This is a genomic window from Paenibacillus sp. J22P143 (genome assembly GCF_059692035.1).
In genome coordinates, this window is record NZ_JCAUAQ010000028.1 from 30,733 (window position 1) to 52,104 (window position 21,372).

The 21,372-nt window shown below is 45.6% G+C and carries 21 protein-coding genes; 15 read left to right on the forward strand and 6 right to left on the reverse strand.

The window, feature by feature from the left end; genetic code table 11:
- Window positions 1-8: 8 nt before the first annotated feature.
- Window positions 9-1,109: a YheC/YheD family endospore coat-associated protein gene (locus AC58PQ_RS25145; protein ID WP_497246488.1), complete on the reverse strand. Its 1,101-nt coding sequence runs from the start codon at window positions 1,107-1,109 to the stop codon at window positions 9-11.
- 219 nt (window positions 1,110-1,328) lie between these two features.
- Between AC58PQ_RS25145 and AC58PQ_RS25150 the strand changes: the two genes are divergently transcribed.
- From AC58PQ_RS25150 to AC58PQ_RS25210, 13 genes are all read left to right on the forward strand, one after another.
- Window positions 1,329-2,516: a glycosyltransferase family 4 protein gene (locus AC58PQ_RS25150; protein WP_497246490.1), complete on the forward strand. Its 1,188-nt coding sequence runs from the start codon at window positions 1,329-1,331 to the stop codon at window positions 2,514-2,516.
- A gap of 91 nt (window positions 2,517-2,607) precedes the next feature.
- Entirely contained in the window at window positions 2,608-5,940 is a 3,333-nt protein-coding gene (locus AC58PQ_RS25155) for a WIAG-tail domain (RefSeq protein ID WP_497246492.1), read from the forward strand.
- 214 nt (window positions 5,941-6,154) lie between these two features.
- A complete protein-coding gene (locus AC58PQ_RS25160; protein ID WP_497246494.1) occupies window positions 6,155-6,874 on the forward strand; it encodes a sugar phosphate nucleotidyltransferase in 720 nt (239 codons plus the stop codon).
- Window positions 6,874-7,875 (forward strand): dTDP-glucose 4,6-dehydratase, encoded by a 1,002-nt coding sequence (gene rfbB / locus AC58PQ_RS25165; protein WP_497246496.1) that lies wholly within the window; start codon window positions 6,874-6,876, stop codon window positions 7,873-7,875. Before AC58PQ_RS25160 ends, rfbB begins: the two co-directional genes overlap by 1 nt.
- Window positions 7,876-7,880: 5 nt before the next feature.
- Window positions 7,881-8,759 carry a dTDP-4-dehydrorhamnose reductase gene (gene rfbD, locus AC58PQ_RS25170; RefSeq protein ID WP_497246544.1) on the forward strand — a complete coding sequence of 293 codons (879 nt, stop codon included), beginning with the start codon at window positions 7,881-7,883 and terminating at the stop codon, window positions 8,757-8,759.
- Complete coding sequence (locus AC58PQ_RS25175) at window positions 8,753-9,841, forward strand: CgeB family protein (RefSeq protein WP_497246498.1); 1,089 nt, start codon at window positions 8,753-8,755, stop codon at window positions 9,839-9,841. Before rfbD ends, AC58PQ_RS25175 begins: the two co-directional genes overlap by 7 nt.
- Window positions 9,842-9,857: 16 nt before the next feature.
- On the forward strand, window positions 9,858-11,003 hold the full coding sequence (locus AC58PQ_RS25180; RefSeq protein ID WP_497246500.1) for a CgeB family protein: 1,146 nt from the start codon (window positions 9,858-9,860) through the stop codon (window positions 11,001-11,003).
- 44 nt (window positions 11,004-11,047) lie between these two features.
- On the forward strand, window positions 11,048-11,428 hold the full coding sequence (locus tag AC58PQ_RS25185; RefSeq protein ID WP_497246502.1) for a hypothetical protein: 381 nt from the start codon (window positions 11,048-11,050) through the stop codon (window positions 11,426-11,428).
- Between the two features lie 27 nt (window positions 11,429-11,455).
- On the forward strand, window positions 11,456-11,968 hold the full coding sequence (locus AC58PQ_RS25190) for a glycosyltransferase family A protein (protein WP_497246546.1): 513 nt from the start codon (window positions 11,456-11,458) through the stop codon (window positions 11,966-11,968).
- Window positions 11,928-12,662 (forward strand): glycosyltransferase family 2 protein, encoded by a 735-nt coding sequence (locus AC58PQ_RS25195; protein ID WP_497246504.1) that lies wholly within the window; start codon window positions 11,928-11,930, stop codon window positions 12,660-12,662. The genes AC58PQ_RS25190 and AC58PQ_RS25195 overlap by 41 nt, the downstream gene beginning before the upstream one ends.
- A gap of 59 nt (window positions 12,663-12,721) precedes the next feature.
- Window positions 12,722-13,009, forward strand: coding sequence for a nucleoside-diphosphate sugar epimerase (locus tag AC58PQ_RS25200; protein ID WP_497246506.1), 288 nt, complete (start codon window positions 12,722-12,724; stop codon window positions 13,007-13,009).
- Between the two features lie 5 nt (window positions 13,010-13,014).
- Window positions 13,015-13,377: an alpha-helical endospore appendage domain-containing protein gene (locus tag AC58PQ_RS25205; RefSeq protein WP_497246508.1), complete on the forward strand. Its 363-nt coding sequence runs from the start codon at window positions 13,015-13,017 to the stop codon at window positions 13,375-13,377.
- Entirely contained in the window at window positions 13,374-13,643 is a 270-nt protein-coding gene (locus AC58PQ_RS25210) for a hypothetical protein (RefSeq protein ID WP_497246510.1), read from the forward strand. Before AC58PQ_RS25205 ends, AC58PQ_RS25210 begins: the two co-directional genes overlap by 4 nt.
- Here AC58PQ_RS25210 and AC58PQ_RS25215 read toward each other — a convergent pair.
- From AC58PQ_RS25215 to AC58PQ_RS25225, 3 genes are all read right to left on the reverse strand, one after another.
- On the reverse strand, window positions 13,640-14,629 hold the full coding sequence (locus AC58PQ_RS25215; RefSeq protein ID WP_497246512.1) for a ketoacyl-ACP synthase III: 990 nt from the start codon (window positions 14,627-14,629) through the stop codon (window positions 13,640-13,642). The genes AC58PQ_RS25210 and AC58PQ_RS25215 overlap by 4 nt on opposite strands.
- A gap of 160 nt (window positions 14,630-14,789) precedes the next feature.
- Window positions 14,790-15,116, reverse strand: a complete 327-nt coding sequence (locus AC58PQ_RS25220; RefSeq protein ID WP_497246514.1) for a MocE family 2Fe-2S type ferredoxin — start codon at window positions 15,114-15,116, stop codon at window positions 14,790-14,792.
- Window positions 15,117-15,137: 21 nt separating this feature from the next.
- Entirely contained in the window at window positions 15,138-16,232 is a 1,095-nt protein-coding gene (locus AC58PQ_RS25225) for a fatty acid desaturase family protein (RefSeq protein WP_497246516.1), read from the reverse strand.
- Between the two features lie 274 nt (window positions 16,233-16,506).
- Here AC58PQ_RS25225 and AC58PQ_RS25230 point away from each other — a divergent pair, with 274 nt between their 5' ends.
- Both AC58PQ_RS25230 and fdhA read left to right on the forward strand, forming a co-directional pair.
- Window positions 16,507-17,406: a sugar phosphate isomerase/epimerase family protein gene (locus AC58PQ_RS25230; RefSeq protein WP_497246518.1), complete on the forward strand. Its 900-nt coding sequence runs from the start codon at window positions 16,507-16,509 to the stop codon at window positions 17,404-17,406.
- Window positions 17,407-17,456: 50 nt separating this feature from the next.
- Complete coding sequence (gene fdhA / locus AC58PQ_RS25235) at window positions 17,457-18,674, forward strand: formaldehyde dehydrogenase, glutathione-independent (RefSeq protein WP_497246520.1); 1,218 nt, start codon at window positions 17,457-17,459, stop codon at window positions 18,672-18,674.
- Window positions 18,675-18,757: 83 nt separating this feature from the next.
- Here the strand turns inward: fdhA and AC58PQ_RS25240 are convergent, their stop codons facing one another.
- Both AC58PQ_RS25240 and AC58PQ_RS25245 read right to left on the reverse strand, forming a co-directional pair.
- The gene (locus AC58PQ_RS25240; RefSeq protein ID WP_497246522.1) at window positions 18,758-19,549 is read right to left on the reverse strand and encodes a response regulator transcription factor; all 792 of its coding nucleotides are present in this window, start codon (window positions 19,547-19,549) and stop codon (window positions 18,758-18,760) included.
- Window positions 19,546-21,366: a sensor histidine kinase gene (locus AC58PQ_RS25245; protein WP_497246524.1), complete on the reverse strand. Its 1,821-nt coding sequence runs from the start codon at window positions 21,364-21,366 to the stop codon at window positions 19,546-19,548. Before AC58PQ_RS25245 ends, AC58PQ_RS25240 begins: the two co-directional genes overlap by 4 nt.
- Between the last annotated feature and the right edge of the window lie 6 nt (window positions 21,367-21,372).

The following is a 21,372-nucleotide window of genomic DNA, read 5'->3' on the forward strand; positions in this document are numbered from 1 at the left end:
TTGGTTACTTAGCAAGGAGGCGTGCCGCCACCTAGGATGAATTTGGCATAGGCCATGGGGTTGAAGTAGGTAGCCTTCCAACAATCTTGCATGTCTGCTTCACGGAAGCTGTAACGTTGATCCTTGCTATTGCATTCGATAAACAAAGGGAACCCATCATTTGTCATGGCAATATCGAGTCCTAAATCAGCTAAATTCGGCAATTCTGTGCTGAGATGCTGGGCGACCAAGATAGCGAAATTCGTCATCTGGAGACATACGGTCACTGGATCAAGCTGCGGATAGTGATCATTCAAAATATCGGATAACGATTTCAATGTCCCGCCTTGCGCGACATTCGTGAGGAAGTGCTTGCCGGAGGCAACCTTGGCTACAATGCCAGTAACGCCCCAGGCACCATCTGCACCACGCTGAACGGAAATGCGGAGATCAAAGGGACGTCCCTCGACAGTGGCAAGGGGCAAGCATTGTTGAACCATATAGCTGCTCCTTTGAATCCTCCGGCGGAGAAGGATAGGCAATTGTTGACGGAATTTGAAGGTTCGCCAAGTTCGATTGGCTAGCTTCATATTTAAGGGATAGAGTAGCTTCCATCCATGCCCCTGGCGCTCTAATTTCATTACACCGCGTCCGATGCTAGAGTTGGTTGGTTTGATAATGAGTGAGTCATACGAAGCCATCATGGCCTTAACATTTTCAATTGTAGCGGGAAATGTAGTGGGGAGATGGGGGCGTAGGCTCTCATTTTTCATTAATAGATCATGTATACGCATTTTGCTATAGCGGTTCCAATGATTAAACAACGTAACGCCTCGCTGCGTCCATGCTCCCAAAATTCTCGCAGAAGCAGCGTCCAAATAAATGGCCCGATTATGAATGACTTTAGGTAGATCTGACCATTTTCTTTTGAACTGCTGACCATCCTGAACATACGCATGTACTTTCATTGTTTTCAAATGAACATCTTGAATTCGGAAATAACAAGGCGTTAGGCCATAGAGTTTGCCAGCATCCTCGTAAAAACGAATAGCTTCGTAGTGTGTGTTCCCTAGAGGAATACCTGCAAACAAGGAATCGTTAACTAAAATACCCACATAGGGATTACTCATTGACTTCACTCCCTCTCTAATTGGGGCTTGAATGTTCTCCGAAAACCGAATCACTCTTAGTTTATGGAAAAGGTGTCCTGCTTGTTTGTACAAATGCTGATTCTTTCTTGGAAAATCAGGACAGATGCCCATGCTTTAGCCATATATCCGCATATGTATAGAAGGAAGAAGAAAAATGAGGCTAGATTTACGCCTCATTGTTTCCAGGAGGGTCAGAAATTGAAAAAATCAAAGCCCCCATCGAACCGTCTGGTCATTGTCACACCCGGATCCTTTCCTATACCTTCGGGGACTAGCAGCTCAGTTGAGCAGGTAGTTCAGAAGACAGCGGAGCAATTGGCCAAGAGCATGCCTGTGTACGTTCTTGGGCGGAAGACGTCCTATCAACCGTGGCATGAAAATAGGCGTGGTGTAACCTATCGAAGAGTACGGTATCGAGGGCCAACCTCCTATTTGTCACACCTTGATACGCAGATTTCGCACTTGAATCCTGGCATTATTCAAGTGGAAAACCGGCCGCGTTTTCTTCGTTTTCTTCGTAAACGATATCCAAATGTCATGATAAGTCTCGTCCTCCATTCCACTTCATTTATTACGAAGCCGTATATTTCCGCGAAAGCGTTAACTGCTTATTTGCGTGCAGCTGATGTCATTATCGTCAATAGTGACTTTCTAAAGAGATTTCTGCAGCAACTCGTACCGAGTGCTGCTCACAAAATAGTCACGCATTATTTAGGTGTGGATATCAGTCAGTTTACATCCAAATGGACAGTGGAAATTAGTGAATCACGGAATGTCATGCGTAAGCGGATCGATTGTGAGAATCGTAAAATTATTTTATTTGTAGGGCGATTAATTCCACAGAAAGGTGTTCACCATTTGCTTGATGCGATGAAAAGTGTCATTCAAAGTGAACCAACAGCCAAGTTGGTTATCGTGGGGGCGGCCTTTTATGGCTCCAAAAAAGTAACGAAATATGTAAGACAACTCATGAAAGCAGCCAAGACCATGCCGAATCATGTGACATTCATTCCGTATGTGAAGCATCAAGATATGCCAAAATGGATTCGAATCGCCGAGATTCTAGTCGTCCCTTCGATTGGAAATGAAGCTTTCGGACTTGTCAATGTAGAGGCAATGGCAGCGGGTGTTCCCGTAGTCGCAACCAAAGTAGGCGGGATTCAAGAGGTTGTTGAAGACGAACAAACTGGCTGCTTAATTGATCTAGCTGCCATTCGAACGGAACTCCCTATAACGATTGTGCGTTTACTGAAGGATGAGAGCTTACAGTGTAAGTTAGGAGAGAACGGGATTAGCAGGGTGAAAGAAAAGTTCACGTGGCAAAGAGCTGCTGAGGTGAGGTCAGCTTTGTACAATCAAATGTTGAAGGAAACGGCTCTTGTCTAGGTTAGCGCACATTTTTGGGGGCTAATGTACTTATTAAGGTGAGAATGAATATGTTACCAATGAGAATTCTTGGGGAATGGAGAGGAGTCATATGAATAAGCGTAAGAGCAGCAGCACCCAGAAGGCGAACGTGCATAAAGTGAACTCCAACATGAATGAATTAAAATGGCTCGATGAAGCACCAATAAAGCAAGAGAAAGTGATAGATCAGCCCAAACTAATCGCGAAAACGAATCCATCACCTGTTGAGAAAACAGAGCCAATCAAAGTCTTGCAAGTATCCAAGGTTACCGAGCAGATCACACCTGATTTATTACTAAGTGAACGTAAAACTGGTAAATTCGTTGACCCTGTTGTCTATACGGACGACATTGTAGATGAAGCGGTAACCTGGGACAAAATTGCAAGCCGGTCGATAGATGATACGAAAATTAAACCGTTTAGCATTGGTGCCAAATCGCTCAAGGATGGTGCCATTGAACATGCCAAACTAGCCCAGGCAAGTGTAACGCGTCCGAAAATTGCCAACCAAGCCATCCATGATGAACATGTTGCTCCAAACAGTTTAGCGGGAGATAAAATTCAAGATAATACATTGTCTGGCGGAAAGCTGTTCGATAGCAGCATTACAACCACCAAAATTGCAGATAAATCGGTGGATGCCACGAAATTGGCAGATGGTGCCATTTTGCCACAACATTTATCGGAACTGATCATTACAAGTGAATTGATTGATCAACAAGCGATCACGTCAGATAAAATTCTTAGTGGTGCTGTACAGACGAAGCATTTGGCCAATTATATCATTGACACGGCTAAACTCATGGATGCTTCGATCACCTCTGATAAAATTAGAGATGGTGCCATCACGGAAGATAAGTTGGGGATTGGCAGCATTAGCTCGATCCATATCAAGGGCCAGAGCATTTCGAGTGAGCATTTCGATCATGCGTCGATTACAAGTGACATTCTGGTTGATCAGGCAGTAACGGGTCCTAAGCTAGCTCAGCGTGCCGTAGATTCGATGCATATCGCGCAATCCGCGGTGAGAGGCATTCATATTGAGGCTGCTGAAATAACCAGCTATCACATAGCTGATCAAGCAATTCGGACTAAACATATTGGAGAAGGCGCCATAGATTCCAAGCTGATTCAAGATGGTGCAATCACCGTTGCTAAATTAGGTGAGCAGCTTGTAGCAAGCAGACATATTACTCCACATGCCATTGAGTCTGTTCATTTGAATGATCAAGTCGTTTCTAGCAGCAAATTGCAAGACGGTGCGGTAACAACGGATAAACTTGCACAAGGTGCCATTATTGCCAAACATATCGGTTCACACATGGTAAAAACAGAACATTTGGAAGAAAATGTCGTGTCTAATTCTAAGCTTGGGGCTGGTTCGGTCTCGACGGATAAATTAGCAGATGGCAGTGTAGTTAATTCAAAACTAAAGGATGAAAGTGTAACTTCCAGTAAAATTGCCTCCCGCAACATACTCGCAGCTCATCTTCAGGAGGAAATCATTACTGGCGGACACATCGCTAAAGGTGCCATAGGTGAGCAGCAAATCGATTTGTACGCGATTCATCGCAACCATATTGCAGACGAAGCCATTACAACTAGGCATATCCAAGAAGAAACCATTACAACGAGTAAAATTGCAGAAGAAGCCGTAACCACGGCCAAAATTGCGCCGATGTCGATTGAATCACGCCATCTGCAAGATGGCATCATAGAAGGAACCCATATTAAACCGGGGACGATTACTTCGGAGCATTTGGGCAAAGGCTCCATAACGCTGGATGTATTTGCAGACCGAAGTCTGGTAGGAAGCAAGTTGCAGGAAAACTCCATTTCGACGGATACCTTAACAGACGGTGCAGTCACCGAGGATAAGCTTGCGAATGGGGCTGTAGGTACACAGCATCTCCAAGCAGAATCGGTAACCACGAGAATCATTGAAGATCAAGCCGTGACGAACTCGAAGCTAGAGAATCAAGCTGTGACAACAGATAAGCTGGCTGATGGAAGTGTGACCAGTCTTAAGCTTTCGAACAAAGCGGTGAACGCAGAGCACATTACAGATGGTTCTATCACGGCTTCGAAATTAGCAAATGAAAGTGTACATGGCAGCAAGCTGGCAGCTGGTGCAGTTGTCGCACGACATTTGGCAGACGGGGTCGTTATTAGCTCGAAAGTTGCTTTACGTGCGATCAATAGTGAGCATCTTTCAGAAGGTGCAGTCGTTGGGACGAAGCTGGCGAAAGACAGCGTAGACAGTTCGAAAATTATGCCTGGCGCTATCACGGATGAACATTTATCACTGGGAGTGGTGAATGGCACGAAGCTTGCGCTTGGTTCTGTGAGTAATCAGCACCTCGTGGCAGGCGCTATTGATAATGAAAAGCTGGCAGTGAACTCGGTAGATAGCAGTAAATTGGTGTCTGGCTCGGTGAATAACTACCATTTGGCTGATCAAGCTGTATATGGGATGAAATTGGCTCCAGGATGCGTGGATGGAAGCAAGCTGGGAGCAGGGGCTGTGAACAGTGAGCATCTGGTTGATCATTCTGTTGATACCTCTAAGCTGGCATCAGGAAGTGTAGATAGCAGTAAAATTGTCTATGGTGCGATTCAACGAGAACATTTATCGGACTTTATCATTGATGGCTTGAAACTCGCCTTGGGCTCTGTGACAAGCAGCCATCTTGCTCCTGGTTCTATTGATGGGTGGAAGCTGCTGGGTGGCAGCGTGGACAGCTCGAAAGTATCCTCTGAAGCGATTGGAAGCGAGCACCTTCAAGATGAAGCCGTCACCGGTGATAAGCTAGCACCAAGCAGTGTGGACAGCAGTAAACTCGTAGTAGGCACGGTGAATAGTGATCACCTTGCAGATGAAGCTGTGACAGGCTCGAAGCTATCCGCTAACAGTGTCGATACCAGCAAAATTATCGATGGTGCAATCGATACAGCTAAACTTGCAGATGGCAGTGTAAATAGTTATAAGCTGTCACAATGGGCAGTAACTGATTTCCATCTTGCACCTAGCAGTGTGGATGGAACTAAGCTGCAATCTGGAACGATCACGAATGAACATATCGCAGACGCCTCGCTAACCGTGGCGAAAATGTCAGATAGTGTTGTGCGAACCCCTTCGAAGCAAAGAAATGTGTTACAGCAGTTTGGACTTGAGCCATTTGTCATGAAGATCCAGGATGAGACCATTGAGCTGGTACTCAATTTCGAAGAGGCATACACGGATACCAATTATGTGTTAACAGCGATTACGAATCATCCGGCTTGCTATGTTATTGTCAGTCAGAAGTCTACGGGCAGCGCGGTACTGTCCATTATTCGAGCTAAATTTTCACCTGATCAGCAAGGGATCGTAAATTGGATGGCGATTGGTAAAAGTAATTAACCTTGCGTCTTTAGAGCAGTACACAAAAACGGTGTTTCGCATCCTATGCGAGACTACCGTTTTTTGTTTTTCTGCTATTCGATAGATAGATGACCAATTTTCAATTTAGGGTTGTTCGTCCAATTTCCGTCTATTACGAAAGCATATGATAGTAGAAATGGCTGTGACTACGCACCATACGAAACTTACGAATGCTCGTGAAGGGGGATGACTTGTGAAAGGTGTGGTACTTGTAGGAGGAACGGGAAGTCGTTTACGCCCTTTGACGCATATAATCAATAAACATTTGCTTCCTGTTGGTGATCTGCCCATGATTCAATACGCCATTAATAAACTAAGCCATGCAGGTGTTCAGGATATACTCATCATCACCGGGAAACAATCTGCCGGCTTATTTCTAGATTATTTGGGCAGTGGTGAAATGTTCGGTGTCAATCTGACTTATAAGATTCAAGAGAAAGCCGGTGGGATTGCGCAAGCCTTGTCTTTGGCAGAGGACTTCGTGCTGGAGGGTGAGAAATTCGTTGTTATTCTAGGGGATAACTTATTCCAAGATCCACTTGTGCCTATGATTGAAGCCTATAAGCATCAGACCGAAGGGGCCATGGTCATTTTAAAAGAGGTAGAGGATCCTAGACGGTATGGCGTAGCTCAGATGAAGAAGGAGCAAATTGTACGGATTGACGAAAAGCCGGAGGATCCGAGCTCATCCTATGCGGTTACAGGTATTTATTTATATGATTCCTCTGTGTTTAGCATTATTAAATCGCAGTCACCTTCTGCACGAGGCGAGATGGAAATCACAGATGTAAATAATGTATATGCGGCGTCAAGCGCGCTCTCCCATAAGTTTCTCACAGGATGGTGGATTGATGCGGGGACACATGAATCGCTCTTTCAGGCCACTCTTTTAGTCAGGAAGGAGAACAACTAATGCAATTGTTGCTTGTCACGGGTGGCATGGGGTTTATTGGAAGTAACTTTATTCATTATTGGAAGCAACATCATCCAGGGGATCATGTGATCAATCTTGACTTACTTACGTATGCAGGAAATAAGGACAACGTCAGGCTAATTACTGGGCAAGCTGGTTATGAATTTGTACATGGGGATATTGGCAACGAGGCACTCATGATGAGGTTGATGCAAGGAGTCGATGTGGTTGTTCACTTTGCAGCAGAGTCCCATGTGGATCGAAGTATTCATAACCCAGGAAGCTTTGTGATGACCAATGTAGTTGGCACTCAAATTCTGATTGAAGCTGCACGTCAGCGGCAGGTGAAGAAGTTTATTCATATTTCCACAGATGAGGTTTACGGCTCACTTGGGGCTGAGGGGGCTTTCAGTGAAGAGACGCCAATAGCTCCGAATTCTCCTTACTCCGCAAGTAAAGCGGGCTCTGATCTGCTCGTTAGATCTTATTATGAAACATATGGATTTCCAGCAGTGATTACTCGTTGCTCCAACAATTATGGTCCCCGCCAATTTCCCGAAAAGCTGATCCCTCTCTTAATTACTCGTGCCCTTCGTGATGAATCAATACCCCTATACGGTGATGGATTGCATGTACGAGACTGGTTGTATGTAGACGATCATTGCTCTGCCATTGAACGAGTGATTGTAGCTGGTGTACCTGGGGACGTGTACAACATAGGCGGTCAGAATGAGCGAACGAATTTGGAGGTTGTCGGGCGTATTCTAAGGCTGTTGGGCAAACCGGATTCGCTCATTCAATATGTTGCGGATCGGTTGGGACATGATCGGCGATATGCGATGGATAGCTCGAAGATACGTCGCGACTTAGGCTGGACGCCGGCCTATTCGTTTGAGAGAGGCCTTCAAAAGACGTTGGACTGGTATGTACATGAAAACGAGTGGTACGCCCGTATTGCAGACGGTTCGTACCGATTAGATAAAGAAGCTGATCGCACTTGAAAATAGTGATTACGGGGGCTGGCGGGCAATTAGGCTATGATCTTAAGCGGGTGCTGAACCCCATGCATGAGGTCGTTACTTGGGATAAAGCCCAATTAGATGTTAGTCAAGAACAAGTTGTCAAGGAGATGCTATTGAACGAACGACCGGACGTTGTTGTGCATGCTGCTGCCTATACGAATGTAGATAAGGCAGAACGGGAGAAAGAAATTGCCTATCAAGTGAACGCAATGGGTGCTCTTTATATCGCGAAGGCTTGTGAAATTCTTGGGGCTAAGCTTGTCTATGTCAGTACGGATTATGTGTTCGATGGAACAAAGGATATTCCTTATGACGAGAAAGATGCGCCCAATCCGCTCAATGTCTACGGACACTCCAAGCATCTTGGGGAGAAATTTGTTGCGATGACCTGCGCCAACCATTTTATCGTACGAACCTCTTGGTTATATGGCATGAAGGGAACCAATTTTGTAACCAAGGTATTGGAAAAGGCGCGAGTACATCCGACACTTTCCATCGTGGATGATCAATTTGGCTCTCCGACCTATTGCTTGGATCTGGCTATATTTATTCGTGAACTCATCGAAACGGACCGATATGGTCTCTATCATGCCTCTAATCAAGGTGTATGTTCCAGGTATGAATTTGCCCTGCGCATTCTTCGAGCGGCAGGGATGGAACATGTTTCCGTCAAGGCTGTTCCTACTCATTTATTTCCGCTAGCACCAGCACCAAGACCGATGTACACGGCATTCGCACACAAGGCAATGCGGGACAATGGTTTTACGCCAATGCGAGATTGGCAATCGGCACTTGATTTTTTTCTGCAGGTTGATTATTACGATACAGCTGTTATGGCGAAGAGGGTGAAAGGAACATGGTGATTCGCAACGGCATAGCGGAGGGACGCAACCTCGGATTTCAGGCGGGTTGGGAAAATGGCTTTCGTATGGGAAGATGCCAGTTTGCACTCGACACTTGCCACCCAGCTCCCATTCCGCTTCGAGAAGCAAGTGTGTTATATATCGTTCAAGGCTTTCCTGCGATTGACCAAGGCATCATTCAGGGCTTACAGCAAACCGTCCGAGTCGTTTATGCAGCGCAACCAGCGGATATGCTCCGGCTTGCAAGAGAGCATAAACCGAATCTCGTGCTCGTGATGAATGGTCTTCATGTTTTCCCGGCTGATCATGTTCATCATATTGATCTAGTTAGGCAGATGGGGATTCGAACCGCTATCTGGTTTGCGGACGATCCCTATTTTACTGACCACACAGCCGCATTATCTCCTCATTATGATTATGTATTTACGCACGAAATGTCCTGTGTACCTTTCTATCAAGGGAACGGCTGCCGGCAAGTTCACTACTTGCCTTTAGCAGCTAATCCAGCTGTGTTTAAACCCCAGCCTGTTAGTCCAGCGTATCGAAGCGATATTTGCTTTATTGGCATGGGATTTCCCAACCGAATCGCCCTATTCAACGAGATAACCCCCTTTTTAATAGGGAAAAAGGTGGTCATTGCCGGTGGATTGTGGGATCGATTAGCTCACTATAGGCTGCTCCAACATGGGATTAAGCCGCATTGGGTACCGATCGAGGAGTCCGTAAAGTATTATAACGGGGCCAAAATAGTCTTGAATATCCATCGACTCACCTACGATGAAACCTACAATAAAAACAGTAGAAATATTCCAGGATATTCGATTAATCCTAGAACGTATGAGATTGCAGGATGCGGCACGCTGCAGATAACGGATTACCGTCAAGATTTGGAACAGTACTACCAACCAGGTCATGAAATTGAAACCTTTCATCATACAGGTGAACTCCTCCATAAAATGAGTCATTATTTAACTCATGAAGAGGATCGATTACGTATTGCAGTGGGCGGGTTGAGAAGAACGCGAATGGAGCATTCGTTTGCTGATCGATTAGGTAAGCTGCTCAATCTTGTATTTGCTTAGAAGGGAGTTGAAATGAATGAAATTTATCAATGATGCGCATGCGCGAGAACGAGGACTTGCTGACGGCTATCAATTAGGTCATGCGAATGGTCTCAGATTGGGACAATGTGAAGCGATTATCCAAAAGGCGGTTCGTGACAGAGCACCAAGTCCTGTTTGGGATGTGCGTGTGTTGTTCGTTACTTCGGGTAAAGGCTACCCTTACGAGCCATTGGATATCGCGGTTATGAACAGCCTTCGTCCGTTAGTTCGCGAATTAATCGTCGGGAACTGTGAGAAAGATGCGACGCATATCGGTCATCCCAAAGACAATGTCGAAACCATGGCAGCCAAGTACCGGCCTGATGTGATGATTGTTTTGGAAGGGATGAACCTATCTCTGAATGTTGTTGATCGTGTCCGCCATATGGGCATTCGGACAGCCATTTGGTTAACGGACGATCCCTATTACACGGATATTACAGCTGCGTTTGCGAAGCACTATGATTTCTTATTCACATTGGAAGTTAATTGTGTACAGTTCTATCAGGAGATGGGGGGCAGGCAGGTTCATTACTTGCCGTTAGCCTTTCAACCAGAGATGTTTCGACCAAGGCCTGTGCCGAGTGGTCTATACCGCGATATATGTTTTATTGGTTCGGCCTATTGGAATCGGGTGGCCATGTTCAATCGGATTGCTCCGTATTTAGCGACCAAACGTGTCATTATCTCTGGGATATGGTGGGAACGTCTGAAGCAATATCGTCTGCTTGCACCGCAAATACAATTGAATACGTGGATGTCGCCAGACCAAACGGCCACGTTTTATAACGGGGCGAGTATTGTCATTAATATGCATCGCGCCTTCGATGACCAAGCGTGGAACCATAACTCTCGCCGAATAAGCGGTGCCTCGCCTAATCCCCGGACATTCGAAATTTCTGGTTGCGGCGCCTTTCAATTGACGGATATTCGGGATGATTTAGTCAATTTCTATACACCCGATTATGATATCGTGACGTATGCGTCACCGGAAGAAATGCTGAACAAAATGAATCACTATTTAATTAACGAAGAGGAACGTAAATTGATTGCCATGCGGGGATTGTATCGGACGATGCGCGATCATACCTACACAAATCGTTTAATTACAATGCTTTCTGTCATTTTTGGGCCTAGATAGGGGATAGCGAGAAGACGTATTTTAGAAAGTGGAGGTGTTGGAACTTGATCACGAAAAAAAAGGTAAGCAAGGTGATTGTTAGCAGGAAGATTCGGTCTAAGCGAGTGGGATCGCCAAGAAAGCTGGGTCTAAAAAAACGGATTATTATTAGAAAAAAGGGACGATCCATTCGTCGTGTTAGGCCCGTATCGGGACGAAAGGGGAAACGTAGATTAGATCGTCGTCTGATCCGATTTCCTAGACGCAAGGGTAGTCGAATTGTAGCTCGCCGCCCTAAAGTCAAACGCCGCATCATTCAAAGTCCTAGAGCAAGGAGAGCCCAACAGGCTTATGATCGGGCATTCAATGAAGCTTATAATGTCGCCTACGGCGAAGGCTTCGCACAGGGATATACGTGGGAGCTCACGAATCCGACGATCGCATAAAGTCAAGACATGAGGTGAGCCTAGTTGGTGAAACTAAACCGCAAGAAACGAATTCTGGTTTCTATTAGGAAGAGAAGAAAACGACATCTCGTTAAGAAGCCGCTACGTCGATTAGTCGTTAAGCCTAAGCGATCGCTAAATAGGGTAAGTAGGACAAGTGTCTATCCTGTCGGTGCGATTATTATAGCTTCCAATGCAGAACGAACCATCCTTCACGTGCTGGAGCAGTTGAAGCGTTTACCGCTGAAGGAAATCATCGTTTTTGATCATGGCTCGAAAGACCGCACAATCGACAAGGTCAGAGGGCATTCCCGCGCAATTATTGTTCATCATCCCGAACCAATCGAACAAGATGTCGCGAGAGCTCTGGCCGCGAAGATATCGCAGTCGGACTTCTTGCTTTTCATAGAGGGGGATAGGGTCGTCCGTACAGAGGAGCTTATTCCTTCTCTTCAGGATGTCCAAAAAGGAATTGAAAATGGCACATTAACGAGGAGGCATGAACTTGCAGCTTACGAGCATAATTATTCCTACGTTTAATGGTCTAGCTTTGTTGAAAGCCTGTGTGGCATCCATCCGTAAGCACACTACCGTGCCTTATGAAATTATTGTTGTTGATAATGGCTCACAAGACGGAACATTAACTTACTGTCGTGGTGAAAATGTAAAGCTTGTGGCGCTGCCTGCTAATCTCGGTTTTCCTGCAGCTTGTAATTACGGGTTGCGTTTTGCTGAAGGTGATACCATAATGCTCTTGAATAACGATACAATCGTCACGCCAAATTGGCTTCCTAATCTGCTTAACTGCTTAAATAGTCGTGAAGATATTGGCATGGTAGGGCCTGTCTCTAATCATGTAACTGGCAAGCAAAAAATCCGTGTCCCCTTCACGGGAATTTCGAATATGGCCCATCAATATAACCATGTAGATCCTGGGAAATGGCGAGAAACAAAGCGGTTGGTCGGCTTCTGCCTGTTATTTAAGAGAGGGATGTTCGAGCAGGTAGGTTTTTTGGATGAAAGATTTGCTCCCGGGTATTATGAGGACGATGACTTCAGCTATCGCGCACGAATAGCGGGCTATCAATTGCTCATAGCTGGCGATTGCTTCGTTTATCATCGAGGAAGTGTCAGTTTTCGGAAAAACAGTCGTCGATCTAAGCTTCTTCTGCTGCGACGTAATCGCAAGAAGTTTATTCACAAATGGGGTGTGGATCCATCCCAGTTCATTTAGGCACCGTTTTACAGAAAGCTGCATAACGTAGTGTGAAACAGGTTGTAGGAGGGGATTGCGTGGAGGAGCGGGTAACGAAGATTGTTTCTCATATTGCGGCTTCGCATAGCCAGATGGCACTCATCTTAGAAACACATCGGCATGTGTCTACGCAAATGGCGGCAATTGCTGGAGATCTGCCTGATTCGCATCCCGAATTTGCAGGATTAGCGATGCTGCAGAAGCGGGCGTTACAACTGACCCAGAATGTAACGGCCTATTTAAATAGCCTTGCTGCATTGGAAGAAGCTATGGCGAAGCAAACGGAAATGGTTATGAAGGAAATTCATGTACCTGATGAGGAATAGAGGGAATGGCCTTGGATAGAACGGATCTCTATATGCAGATGCTAGATGCGACAGCCAAGCTGCAATACGAAATAAGTCTAATGTTGGAAGCGAGAGTCGTCGAAGCGACGAAGTCGCAAAACTGGATTTGTCAGCATATTAACGGGGCGAATTTGGAGGGGCATGACCATAAAATGAAAGTAACTGGTGAAATCCATGAGAGCGTCATTGACCTTATAGATGGCTTAACGAAGCTGGAGAATGCACTAAATCGTCAGATGAAGGCTTTGCTTGGGAAAAACCATTCAGATTCAGCTTTAGCTTTAGGGTCCGACGATGCCATGGGATTGGGCGGTTTACTTCCATTCGGTGAGGATGAGAAGCTGTGAAGGATTGGAATCAGGAGCGGGAGCGCTTGGAGCTGCACATGTTGACCTCGCTGGCGAGGAGCCAGCGAGCTTTGAGCAGAATCATTGAAGCTGTTGCGGATCATATGGAGGGCTCTGAACAGCTTGCCGGCCATGTCGCAGAGAATCTAAAGACGATAAGCGAGTACCAACGTGCCATGATGCTGAAATTAACGAAACCAAGCAAGCCGTCGGGCGTTGTTGGCAAGCCTGGTAAGCCTTGGATTAATAAGCGTGTGAAGCCTTAACCCCAGCGTATAATTAATCCTGCGTGTGTGAATCCACCGCCAAATCCATACAGTAACAGGGTGTCGCCGGCTTGTACTTTTCCTTCTTTAATTCCCAAATCCAGTGCAAGCGGGATGGAAGCCGCGGAAGTGTTGCCGAAGTATTCAAGGCTGTACAGCGCTTTTTCGATCGGTATACCGCTCTTCTCGCAGATGGAATCAATCATGCGCAGGTTCGCGCTATGAGGGATGAACCAATCGATGGCTGCGAGTGGCAAACCGCTTTTTTGAAGCAGCATCTCGATGCCCTGAGGTACCGTTGAAACAGCGAATCGGTACACTTCACGGCCGTTTTGGACAAGCTTTCCCTCACCCTCTAATGGAGCTCCGTTCAGCTCAGTGGCAAGACCGGTTCGATATACATGCTTGGCCCCTGTGCCGTCGGCTCCCATATGATGAGCAAGAAAGGCAGGCTGAGCTTCTTCTCGTTCAACGACAACTGCGCCAGCGCCATCGCCAAATAAGATGCAGGTGGATCGATCGGTGTAATCTGTGATTTTGGATAAGGCGTCACCGCCGATCACGAGAATCTTGTGATGCACACCTGCAGCTACAAGTGCACCTGCGGTATGAAGCGCATAGGCGAAGCCCGCGCATGTCGCATTCAGATCATAGGCTCCCGCGGAGGCGATGCCGAAGTGCGCCTGAACCTGACACGCAACTGGCGTGGAAGGTAAGTCCGGCGTATGGGTGGACACGATAATGAGCTCTACATCGTCAAGGGAGCTTGGGTAACGATCAAGCAGGTTCTGTACGGCTGCTATACATAAATGGCTTGTGAACTCATGCGCTTCGGCAATTCGGCGCTCTCGAATTCCTGTGCGCTGAACGATCCACTCATCGTTCGTATCCACCATCTTGGAAAGGTCCTCGTTGGTTAAAATGTGCTCAGGGACATAAGTGCCGATGGCGGAAATTCGCGCCTGCAAGGGACTGAAGGAAGGCATGAAGTGTCACTCCTTTGGAATATGGTTTCAAAGATGATTTAGTATCAAGTGTTAGTACCAAGTACTAAATTTAGTTTAAGGCATGGGTGTATTCTTTGTCAATGGGTGCTTGTTGATTCTCAGTTGAGCTGAGCAAGCTTTTCGGTGACATAGGAGTCTCCTAATCGTTTATTTTAATGAAAACAAGGCCTGAATCGATTTGAATGGGATATGTTTTCAGGTCCTCGCAAATAGGGGCTTTTTTACCCTGTCCAGTCGTATAATCAAATCGGCCGTTATGTTTTGGGCACTCAATGATATGCCCCATAACGAATCCGCCTGATAAGTGGACCTTCTCGTGGGTACAAAATCCATCGGTTGCATAATATTTGTCCTTGTCTGAACGATAGATGGCAAACGATCGATCGCCAAGATCGAATCGAATCACGTCTTCCTCATCAATATCATCTAAGCCACACACTTCAATCCAACCTTCAAGTTGAGTCATATAGGTTTCCTCCTAAATAAATTATGAATGAATTGCAGCTGGGACATTTGCGATATCCAAGCCATAATTGTAAGGGGTAGCTGTACTAGGCAAATGGCGTTCAATCGTATACATCGGATCTTTCTGCTGTCTGTGAATCGCGCGGAACACTTCTTTGTTCGCCGCCAACAAACTTGGACATGCCGGAGGGCAATCGGCCTTCATCTCTTCGTGCAAGGCAGGAAGCATATGGTAAGGAACCATGGGGAACATATGATGTTCAATATGATAGTTCATATTCCAGTAGAGGAATCTAAAAAACGGGTTCATATACACAGTTCGCGTATTCAAACGGTGATCAAGCACATCCTCGTTCAGGCCGATATGCTGCGTGATTCCAAAAGAAAGCGCAAGGAGCGCGCCATAGAAAGTCGGCAATACGACGAACAGGGCTGGCATGAAGCTTCCCGTGAAAATGCACGCAGCAATAACAGCAGCGAAAATAAGCAAATAGACGCGAGCTTCCCAGAATGTTTTCCGATATTCGGATTGCGGGATATATTCCTTTTCTTCTTTTTCTATAAGGCCGAAGGCGTGCATGAACATCTTCTTGATATCAGCTGGTCCCGAAACCAACCGTGCATATTCCATCAAGAGAACACGCCATACGGGTGGTCTCTCCGTTGCAATTTCAGGATCACGTCCAACAATATACGTATCGGTATGATGACGCGTGTGACTCCAGCGCCAAGGCGTTGCTGGTCTTAAACTCATGAACGATGCGAACTGATAGATGACTTCGTTCATCCAAGGCGTTTTGAAAGCTGTCCCATGGCCGCATTCGTGCCAGCGGGAATCGGCAGGCGTCGCATAGAAAATCCCGTACAGTAGAAATGCCGGTACGGCCCACCAAGTTCCCCACGACCAGTAAGCAAGAATGCCTGATCCTATAAGCAGGGCAAACCAGAATAAGGTATCACGAATGGCGGGGCCGTCAGTTCGTTTCATTAACTCTTTCATTCTCTTGCGTGGAATTGGAGTCGAATACCACTCGGCTGAAGCTAACCCTTTATCTTGCGCAGCCTTATTTTCAGGTCCTGTTAGTCGATAATCCCTCTTCTTAAAATCGGTAGTCATTGGATTCCCTCCTTCGATAATCATCCCTTGCATTGGGGGATATGACCAAATTATAGACCGAAATCGATAAGAAGTATTTAGCCTAGAACAGTAATGATGTAACCAAAATCACAGTCCTTCTGAGTCTAATTCGGTTCCGCCAATTTTTACATTTGCATAGTGTGAATTTGGTTACAAGATTGTAGATTATGGTTGAATACTTATGCTCTGATAAGAATTAAAATGAAAATAAGAATGTTTTCAAATGAGATATGAGAAGGGGTGGAGTGGCACATTGAGTCAATGGAATCGCGTATCAAACGGGACAGTAGAACGGCCTAAATTGGATATTCAGCAATCCTGGTGGGCCATGTGGGAACTCGGAGACAACGGGAAAGAATGGACGATGGAACAGAAGTTCGAGAAAATTGCTGAAGCTGGATTTACGGGGATCAGCGGATTTCTTCCGGCGCCGGCGGAAATGGATGTGTGGCACTGCTTACTGGATCGCTATAAGCTGACCTTCAGTGGACTGGCTTACCCAGCTGGCGTGGAGGATATGATTGAATCCATCAAGCTTGCAAAACAGTTCGGTCGTGTACGATTTCTCAATTCGCAGGTGAAGGATTCATTCGTAATCGATGCAGCAGCCATTCGACTATTAGACGAACTGCTCAAAGTGTCCGAAGAAGCGAATATGCCCAATTTTATCGAAACACATAGAGGTATGGTAACTCAGGATTTGATACGTACGGCTGGGTATGCAGACGCGCTTCCTGATCTTCGTTTTACAATTGATCTATCGCATTACGTGGTAGCTGGAGAAATGAATGATACCAGTGAACAAACGGAAGCGTATTTTGACCGAATTCTTAAGCGTACTGCCGGTATGCATGCCCGTATTTCCAATGGTGAACAAGTTCAGATCGATATCGGCCCAAATGGCGATCATCCGGCGGTAAAGAACTTTACCCGTTGGTGGTGTAAAGGGATGGCGTATTGGCTGGGGCAAGCGCAACCTGGAGATGTATTGCCACTGTGCTGCGAGCTGGGTCCACCGCACTACTATTCGATTACACGGCGCACAGAGCATGGGCAAGAGATTGAAATCTCGGACCGTTGGCAGCAAACGCTCTTGTTTAAACGCATCCTTGAAGAGCAATGGGAGAAAGCGAAAGAGATTGTTCACAGTTAAGTAAGCGCTTAGCTGCGTCAATATGATCTAAAAACGAGAGGAAGATGGACATGTCAGGCAACAGAGCAGTCGTTTATTCGAAACCAGGAAGTGTTGAAATTCGTGATACGGATTATCCAGAGCTAATCTTAAGAGATGGTCCTGGAGTTAACCCTTTAAATGTGGGACGTAAATGCGAACACGGTGTTATTCTGAAAGTCGTAACGACGAATATTTGCGGCAGTGATCAGCATATGGTCAGGGGCCGGACAACGGCGCCGTCAGGACTCATTTTAGGCCATGAAATTACAGGTGAAGTGATAGAGGTAGGACGCGATGTCGAGTTTATTAAAAAGGGAGATTTAGTTTCCGTACCGTTCAATATTGCCTGTGGACGCTGCCGCAGCTGTAAAGAACGCAACACGAATGTTTGTCTCAATGTGAATCCGGATCGTCCCGGTTCTGCCTATGGGTATGTAGATATGGGAGGATGGGTTGGGGGACAATCGGAATACGTGATGGTTCCTTACGCTGATTTTCAGTTGTTGAAGTTCCCGGATAAAGAGCAGGCTATGGATAAAATTCTTGATTTGACCATGCTTTCGGATATTTTCCCAACAGGCTATCATGGGGCAGTAAGCGCAGGCGTACGTCCAGGCTCAACCGTATACGTGGCAGGCGCTGGTCCGGTCGGACTTGCTGCAGCGCATTCTGCTCAGTTGCTCGGTGCAGCTGTTGTCATCGTTGGCGATCTGAACGCGGAGCGTCTTGCACAAGCCAAAAGCTTTGGCTGTGAGACCGTCAATCTTCGTGAGCACAGCAATTTAGCGGAACAAATCGAGCAAATCTTGGGGACACCGGAAGTGGATTGCGCGATCGACTGTGTAGGTTTCGAAGCGCATGGTCATGGTAAATCTCATGGTGAAGCCCCGGCTACCGTCTTAAACTCGATTATGGAAGTAACGCGCGCTGGCGGGAGCCTAGGGATTCCAGGGCTTTATGTCACGGGAGATCCGGGAGCTGTTGACGAGGATTCCAAAATCGGGACGTTGAAAATCCGTTTCGGGTTGGGTTGGGCGAAATCCCATACCTTTGTTACTGGACAGACGCCGGTAATGAAATATCACCGCGATCTCATGATGGCGATATTGAGCGGCAGAGCGCAAATTGCGAAAGCGGTTAATGCAACGCTTATTACGTTAAACGATGCTCCGAATGCGTATCAAGAGTTTGACCGTGGCGTTTCCCGCAAATTTGTTATTGATCCGCACGGTTTAGTGAAAAAATAACTAAGTATGGTTAACGAGAAAGAGCTTAGCGTTGCAAGCAATCCTACTGGGCGGGCTGCGATGGCTAAGCTCTTTTTGTGCTTCTATGGCGTATTTCTCATTGCGGCTCGATATTCGGAAGGGCTAATGCCGGTGGTGCTTTTAAATAGACGGCTAAAATAATGAGAATCGGTATATCCGACCCGTTCCGCAATTTGTTTGAAATCAAGCTCCGGACGGACTGTCATCAGTCGTTTCGCTTCGCTCATGCGCAGCGTAATGATATATTGAGTCGGCGTAACTTCCTTGTACTTTTTGAACAATCGGATGAAGTAGGAAGGATTAAAGTTGAATTTCTGAGCAATAGATTCCAAGGTAATCGGCGTTGAATAATGTTCATTCATATAGACTTCTATGGTTTCGATTAAATCTACTGGCGTCTCTGCTGCAGGATCACCCTCCATAGGAGGGGAGAGCGCCACTTTGTTCATCTCATGCATGGCTGACTCCAACGCATTCCTGATTCTATGCAATGTTTCTTGCAATTCCTTGGATTTAAGAGGCTTTAGCAAATAATCAGCCACGCCGTATCGCATCGCTTGTTGGGCATATGTGAACTCGCTGTACCCGCTTAAAATTACGATATACACATTCGGATATTGATCTCTAACCGACTTTATGAGTTCCAACCCGTCCATCATCGGCATGCGGATATCAGTTATTAGTACATGGGGCAGCTGTCGGCTCATGGATGCCAGCGCTTCTAAGCCGTTCTGCACGCGATCGATGACGATAAATGCAGGGTCCGCCACTTCTACCTTGTGGCTAATGTGATCCAGAATGACAGGTTCATCTTCTGCAACGAGTACATGAAAAGGAATATTAGAGTTGGTCATAGCAGCAGGTCTCCTTTCGCGGAAGTTACCCCAATTGTCACGCATGCGCCGCCTTCAGGATGATTGTACACCTCAAAAATAGCATGGTCATTATGAAACAATCGCATTCTGTAAGCAATATTGGCAAGGCCGATTTCTTGCGCCTTGTCAGCGTGCTCGCAATCATAGGAAACATTATTTACTATTTTGGTCCGCAGCGTTTGAAGCGCCTCCTCCGTGAAGCCTTTGCCATTATCACGCACAGTAATCGTCCATTTATCAGAGCTAAAGGCTCCGACTATAGAGAAGGCCCATGGCGGTGGAACGTGGATCCCGTATTTGAAGCAGTTTTCTATTAAAGGTTGAATCGTTAACTTTGGGATTAACAATCGCAGCATTTCTTCAGGAATATCCACAGTGCAATGAAACTGATTTAAATACCTTTTTTTCATGAGATCCAAATAACTTGCTGTATGCGTAAGTTCGTCAACAATGGTAACAGGTGTTGAAGAATCACTGACAATGTATCGAAGCATGTCTGAAAGATCTTCGCACATTTTGACGATTTCGGACTGGTTATTTTTCTCAGCAGTAATACTGATAATGGTTAGCGTGTTATACAGGAAATGCGGATTCATTTGAGATTGCAGCGCATGCATACGGGCTTGTATTTCATGGGAACGTGATGAAACGACGGTTTCTAGAGAACTCTTTAATCTTTCGCACATATCCATGAAAGACTGATTGAGCACTTCAAGTTCATTTAGGTTGCTGCGAAATTGCAAAGGCGATTTCTGTGATAAGGAATCTAGATTAAGTCTATTGATCGAATGATAAATTTTCTTAATCGGGACGGTTAGGCCTTTAGAAACGTAATAGGAAAATAAGAGCGTGAGCAGAAGGATCAACAGCCCGCCGAGGAGTGTATAATTACGAAATGTAATTACTGGTTTGAGAAGTTGATTTTCTGATTCGGCTACAAATACCTTCCAACCCGAAAACTCAGAGTTGGCATACGCAACAATTTCTTTGTTATGGTTATAGGCATTATTTACAGAGAAGCTGTTTGTACTCGATTGAAGCGATTTCATTTTGGTTGCGTAAAGCGCAATGATTCCTTTCATGCTATCATAATCTATCTCTGAATTTTCCGTATAGGGATAAATGATGTTGCCCTGTTGATCTATAATATAGGTGGTCTTAGAAGGCATAGACTTTGCAACAATGGCTGCGATTCGGTCATAATTTTGCTGTATTTCAATAATGCTATTGACTTCCTGACCGTAGGATTCGGAAAATGCCCTGTTTAAGGAGATGACTACTTTTTTGGACAATCCCCAATCATCCAAATGCGGTAAGGTAATGAATTTGCTTCCGTCATAATCAAGTGTATTTCTAATCCAGGAAATCAAATTCAAATTAGTGGGCGGGATAAAATTGGAAATGAAATAACTCCCAAACCCAAAGGAACGTCCGTTCATTTTGAATATATTGATCTGGTGAACGGGTACAACTGGACCTGTAATGGACAGGAGGATCTCGTTAAGGCGTTTTTGATTATAAAAAAGAGACGTGTCTTCGATCGCGTTTTCAAAAAATAATTCACGCAAGGGAATAGAAGCCATAATTTTTAGCGATATTGTATTCATGCTCAACAGTTCGGCGTCCAATTGCGTGGAAATGTACTCGGCGTTCTTTTGAATAGCAATGGAAGAACCTTTCTTAAATTCATTTGCTGTATAAAAGTAAAATGCGGTAATGAGTGTGATCACGATGATCGCAATTAATACCGAATAGCTTGAAAATAACCTTGCTTGGATGGATTTGGTCTTCAACACGCTGCG

Bases quoted from the DNA above. Each gene is read 5' to 3' on its own strand.
- AC58PQ_RS25145 (WP_497246488.1), bottom strand. From the start codon at position 1,109: ATGAGTAATCCCTATGTGGGTATTTTAGTTAACGATTCCTTGTTTGCA.
- AC58PQ_RS25155 (WP_497246492.1), top strand. From the start codon at position 2,608: ATGAATAAGCGTAAGAGCAGCAGCACCCAGAAGGCGAACGTGCATAAA.
- rfbB (WP_497246496.1), top strand. From the start codon at position 6,874: ATGCAATTGTTGCTTGTCACGGGTGGCATGGGGTTTATTGGAAGTAAC.
- AC58PQ_RS25175 (WP_497246498.1), top strand. From the start codon at position 8,753: ATGGTGATTCGCAACGGCATAGCGGAGGGACGCAACCTCGGATTTCAG.
- AC58PQ_RS25180 (WP_497246500.1), top strand. From the start codon at position 9,858: ATGAAATTTATCAATGATGCGCATGCGCGAGAACGAGGACTTGCTGAC.
- AC58PQ_RS25195 (WP_497246504.1), top strand. From the start codon at position 11,928: ATGAACTTGCAGCTTACGAGCATAATTATTCCTACGTTTAATGGTCTA.
- AC58PQ_RS25205 (WP_497246508.1), top strand. From the start codon at position 13,015: ATGGCCTTGGATAGAACGGATCTCTATATGCAGATGCTAGATGCGACA.
- AC58PQ_RS25215 (WP_497246512.1), bottom strand. From the start codon at position 14,629: ATGCCTTCCTTCAGTCCCTTGCAGGCGCGAATTTCCGCCATCGGCACT.
- AC58PQ_RS25220 (WP_497246514.1), bottom strand. From the start codon at position 15,116: ATGACTCAACTTGAAGGTTGGATTGAAGTGTGTGGCTTAGATGATATT.
- AC58PQ_RS25225 (WP_497246516.1), bottom strand. From the start codon at position 16,232: ATGACTACCGATTTTAAGAAGAGGGATTATCGACTAACAGGACCTGAA.
- fdhA (WP_497246520.1), top strand. From the start codon at position 17,457: ATGTCAGGCAACAGAGCAGTCGTTTATTCGAAACCAGGAAGTGTTGAA.
- AC58PQ_RS25240 (WP_497246522.1), bottom strand. From the start codon at position 19,549: ATGACCAACTCTAATATTCCTTTTCATGTACTCGTTGCAGAAGATGAA.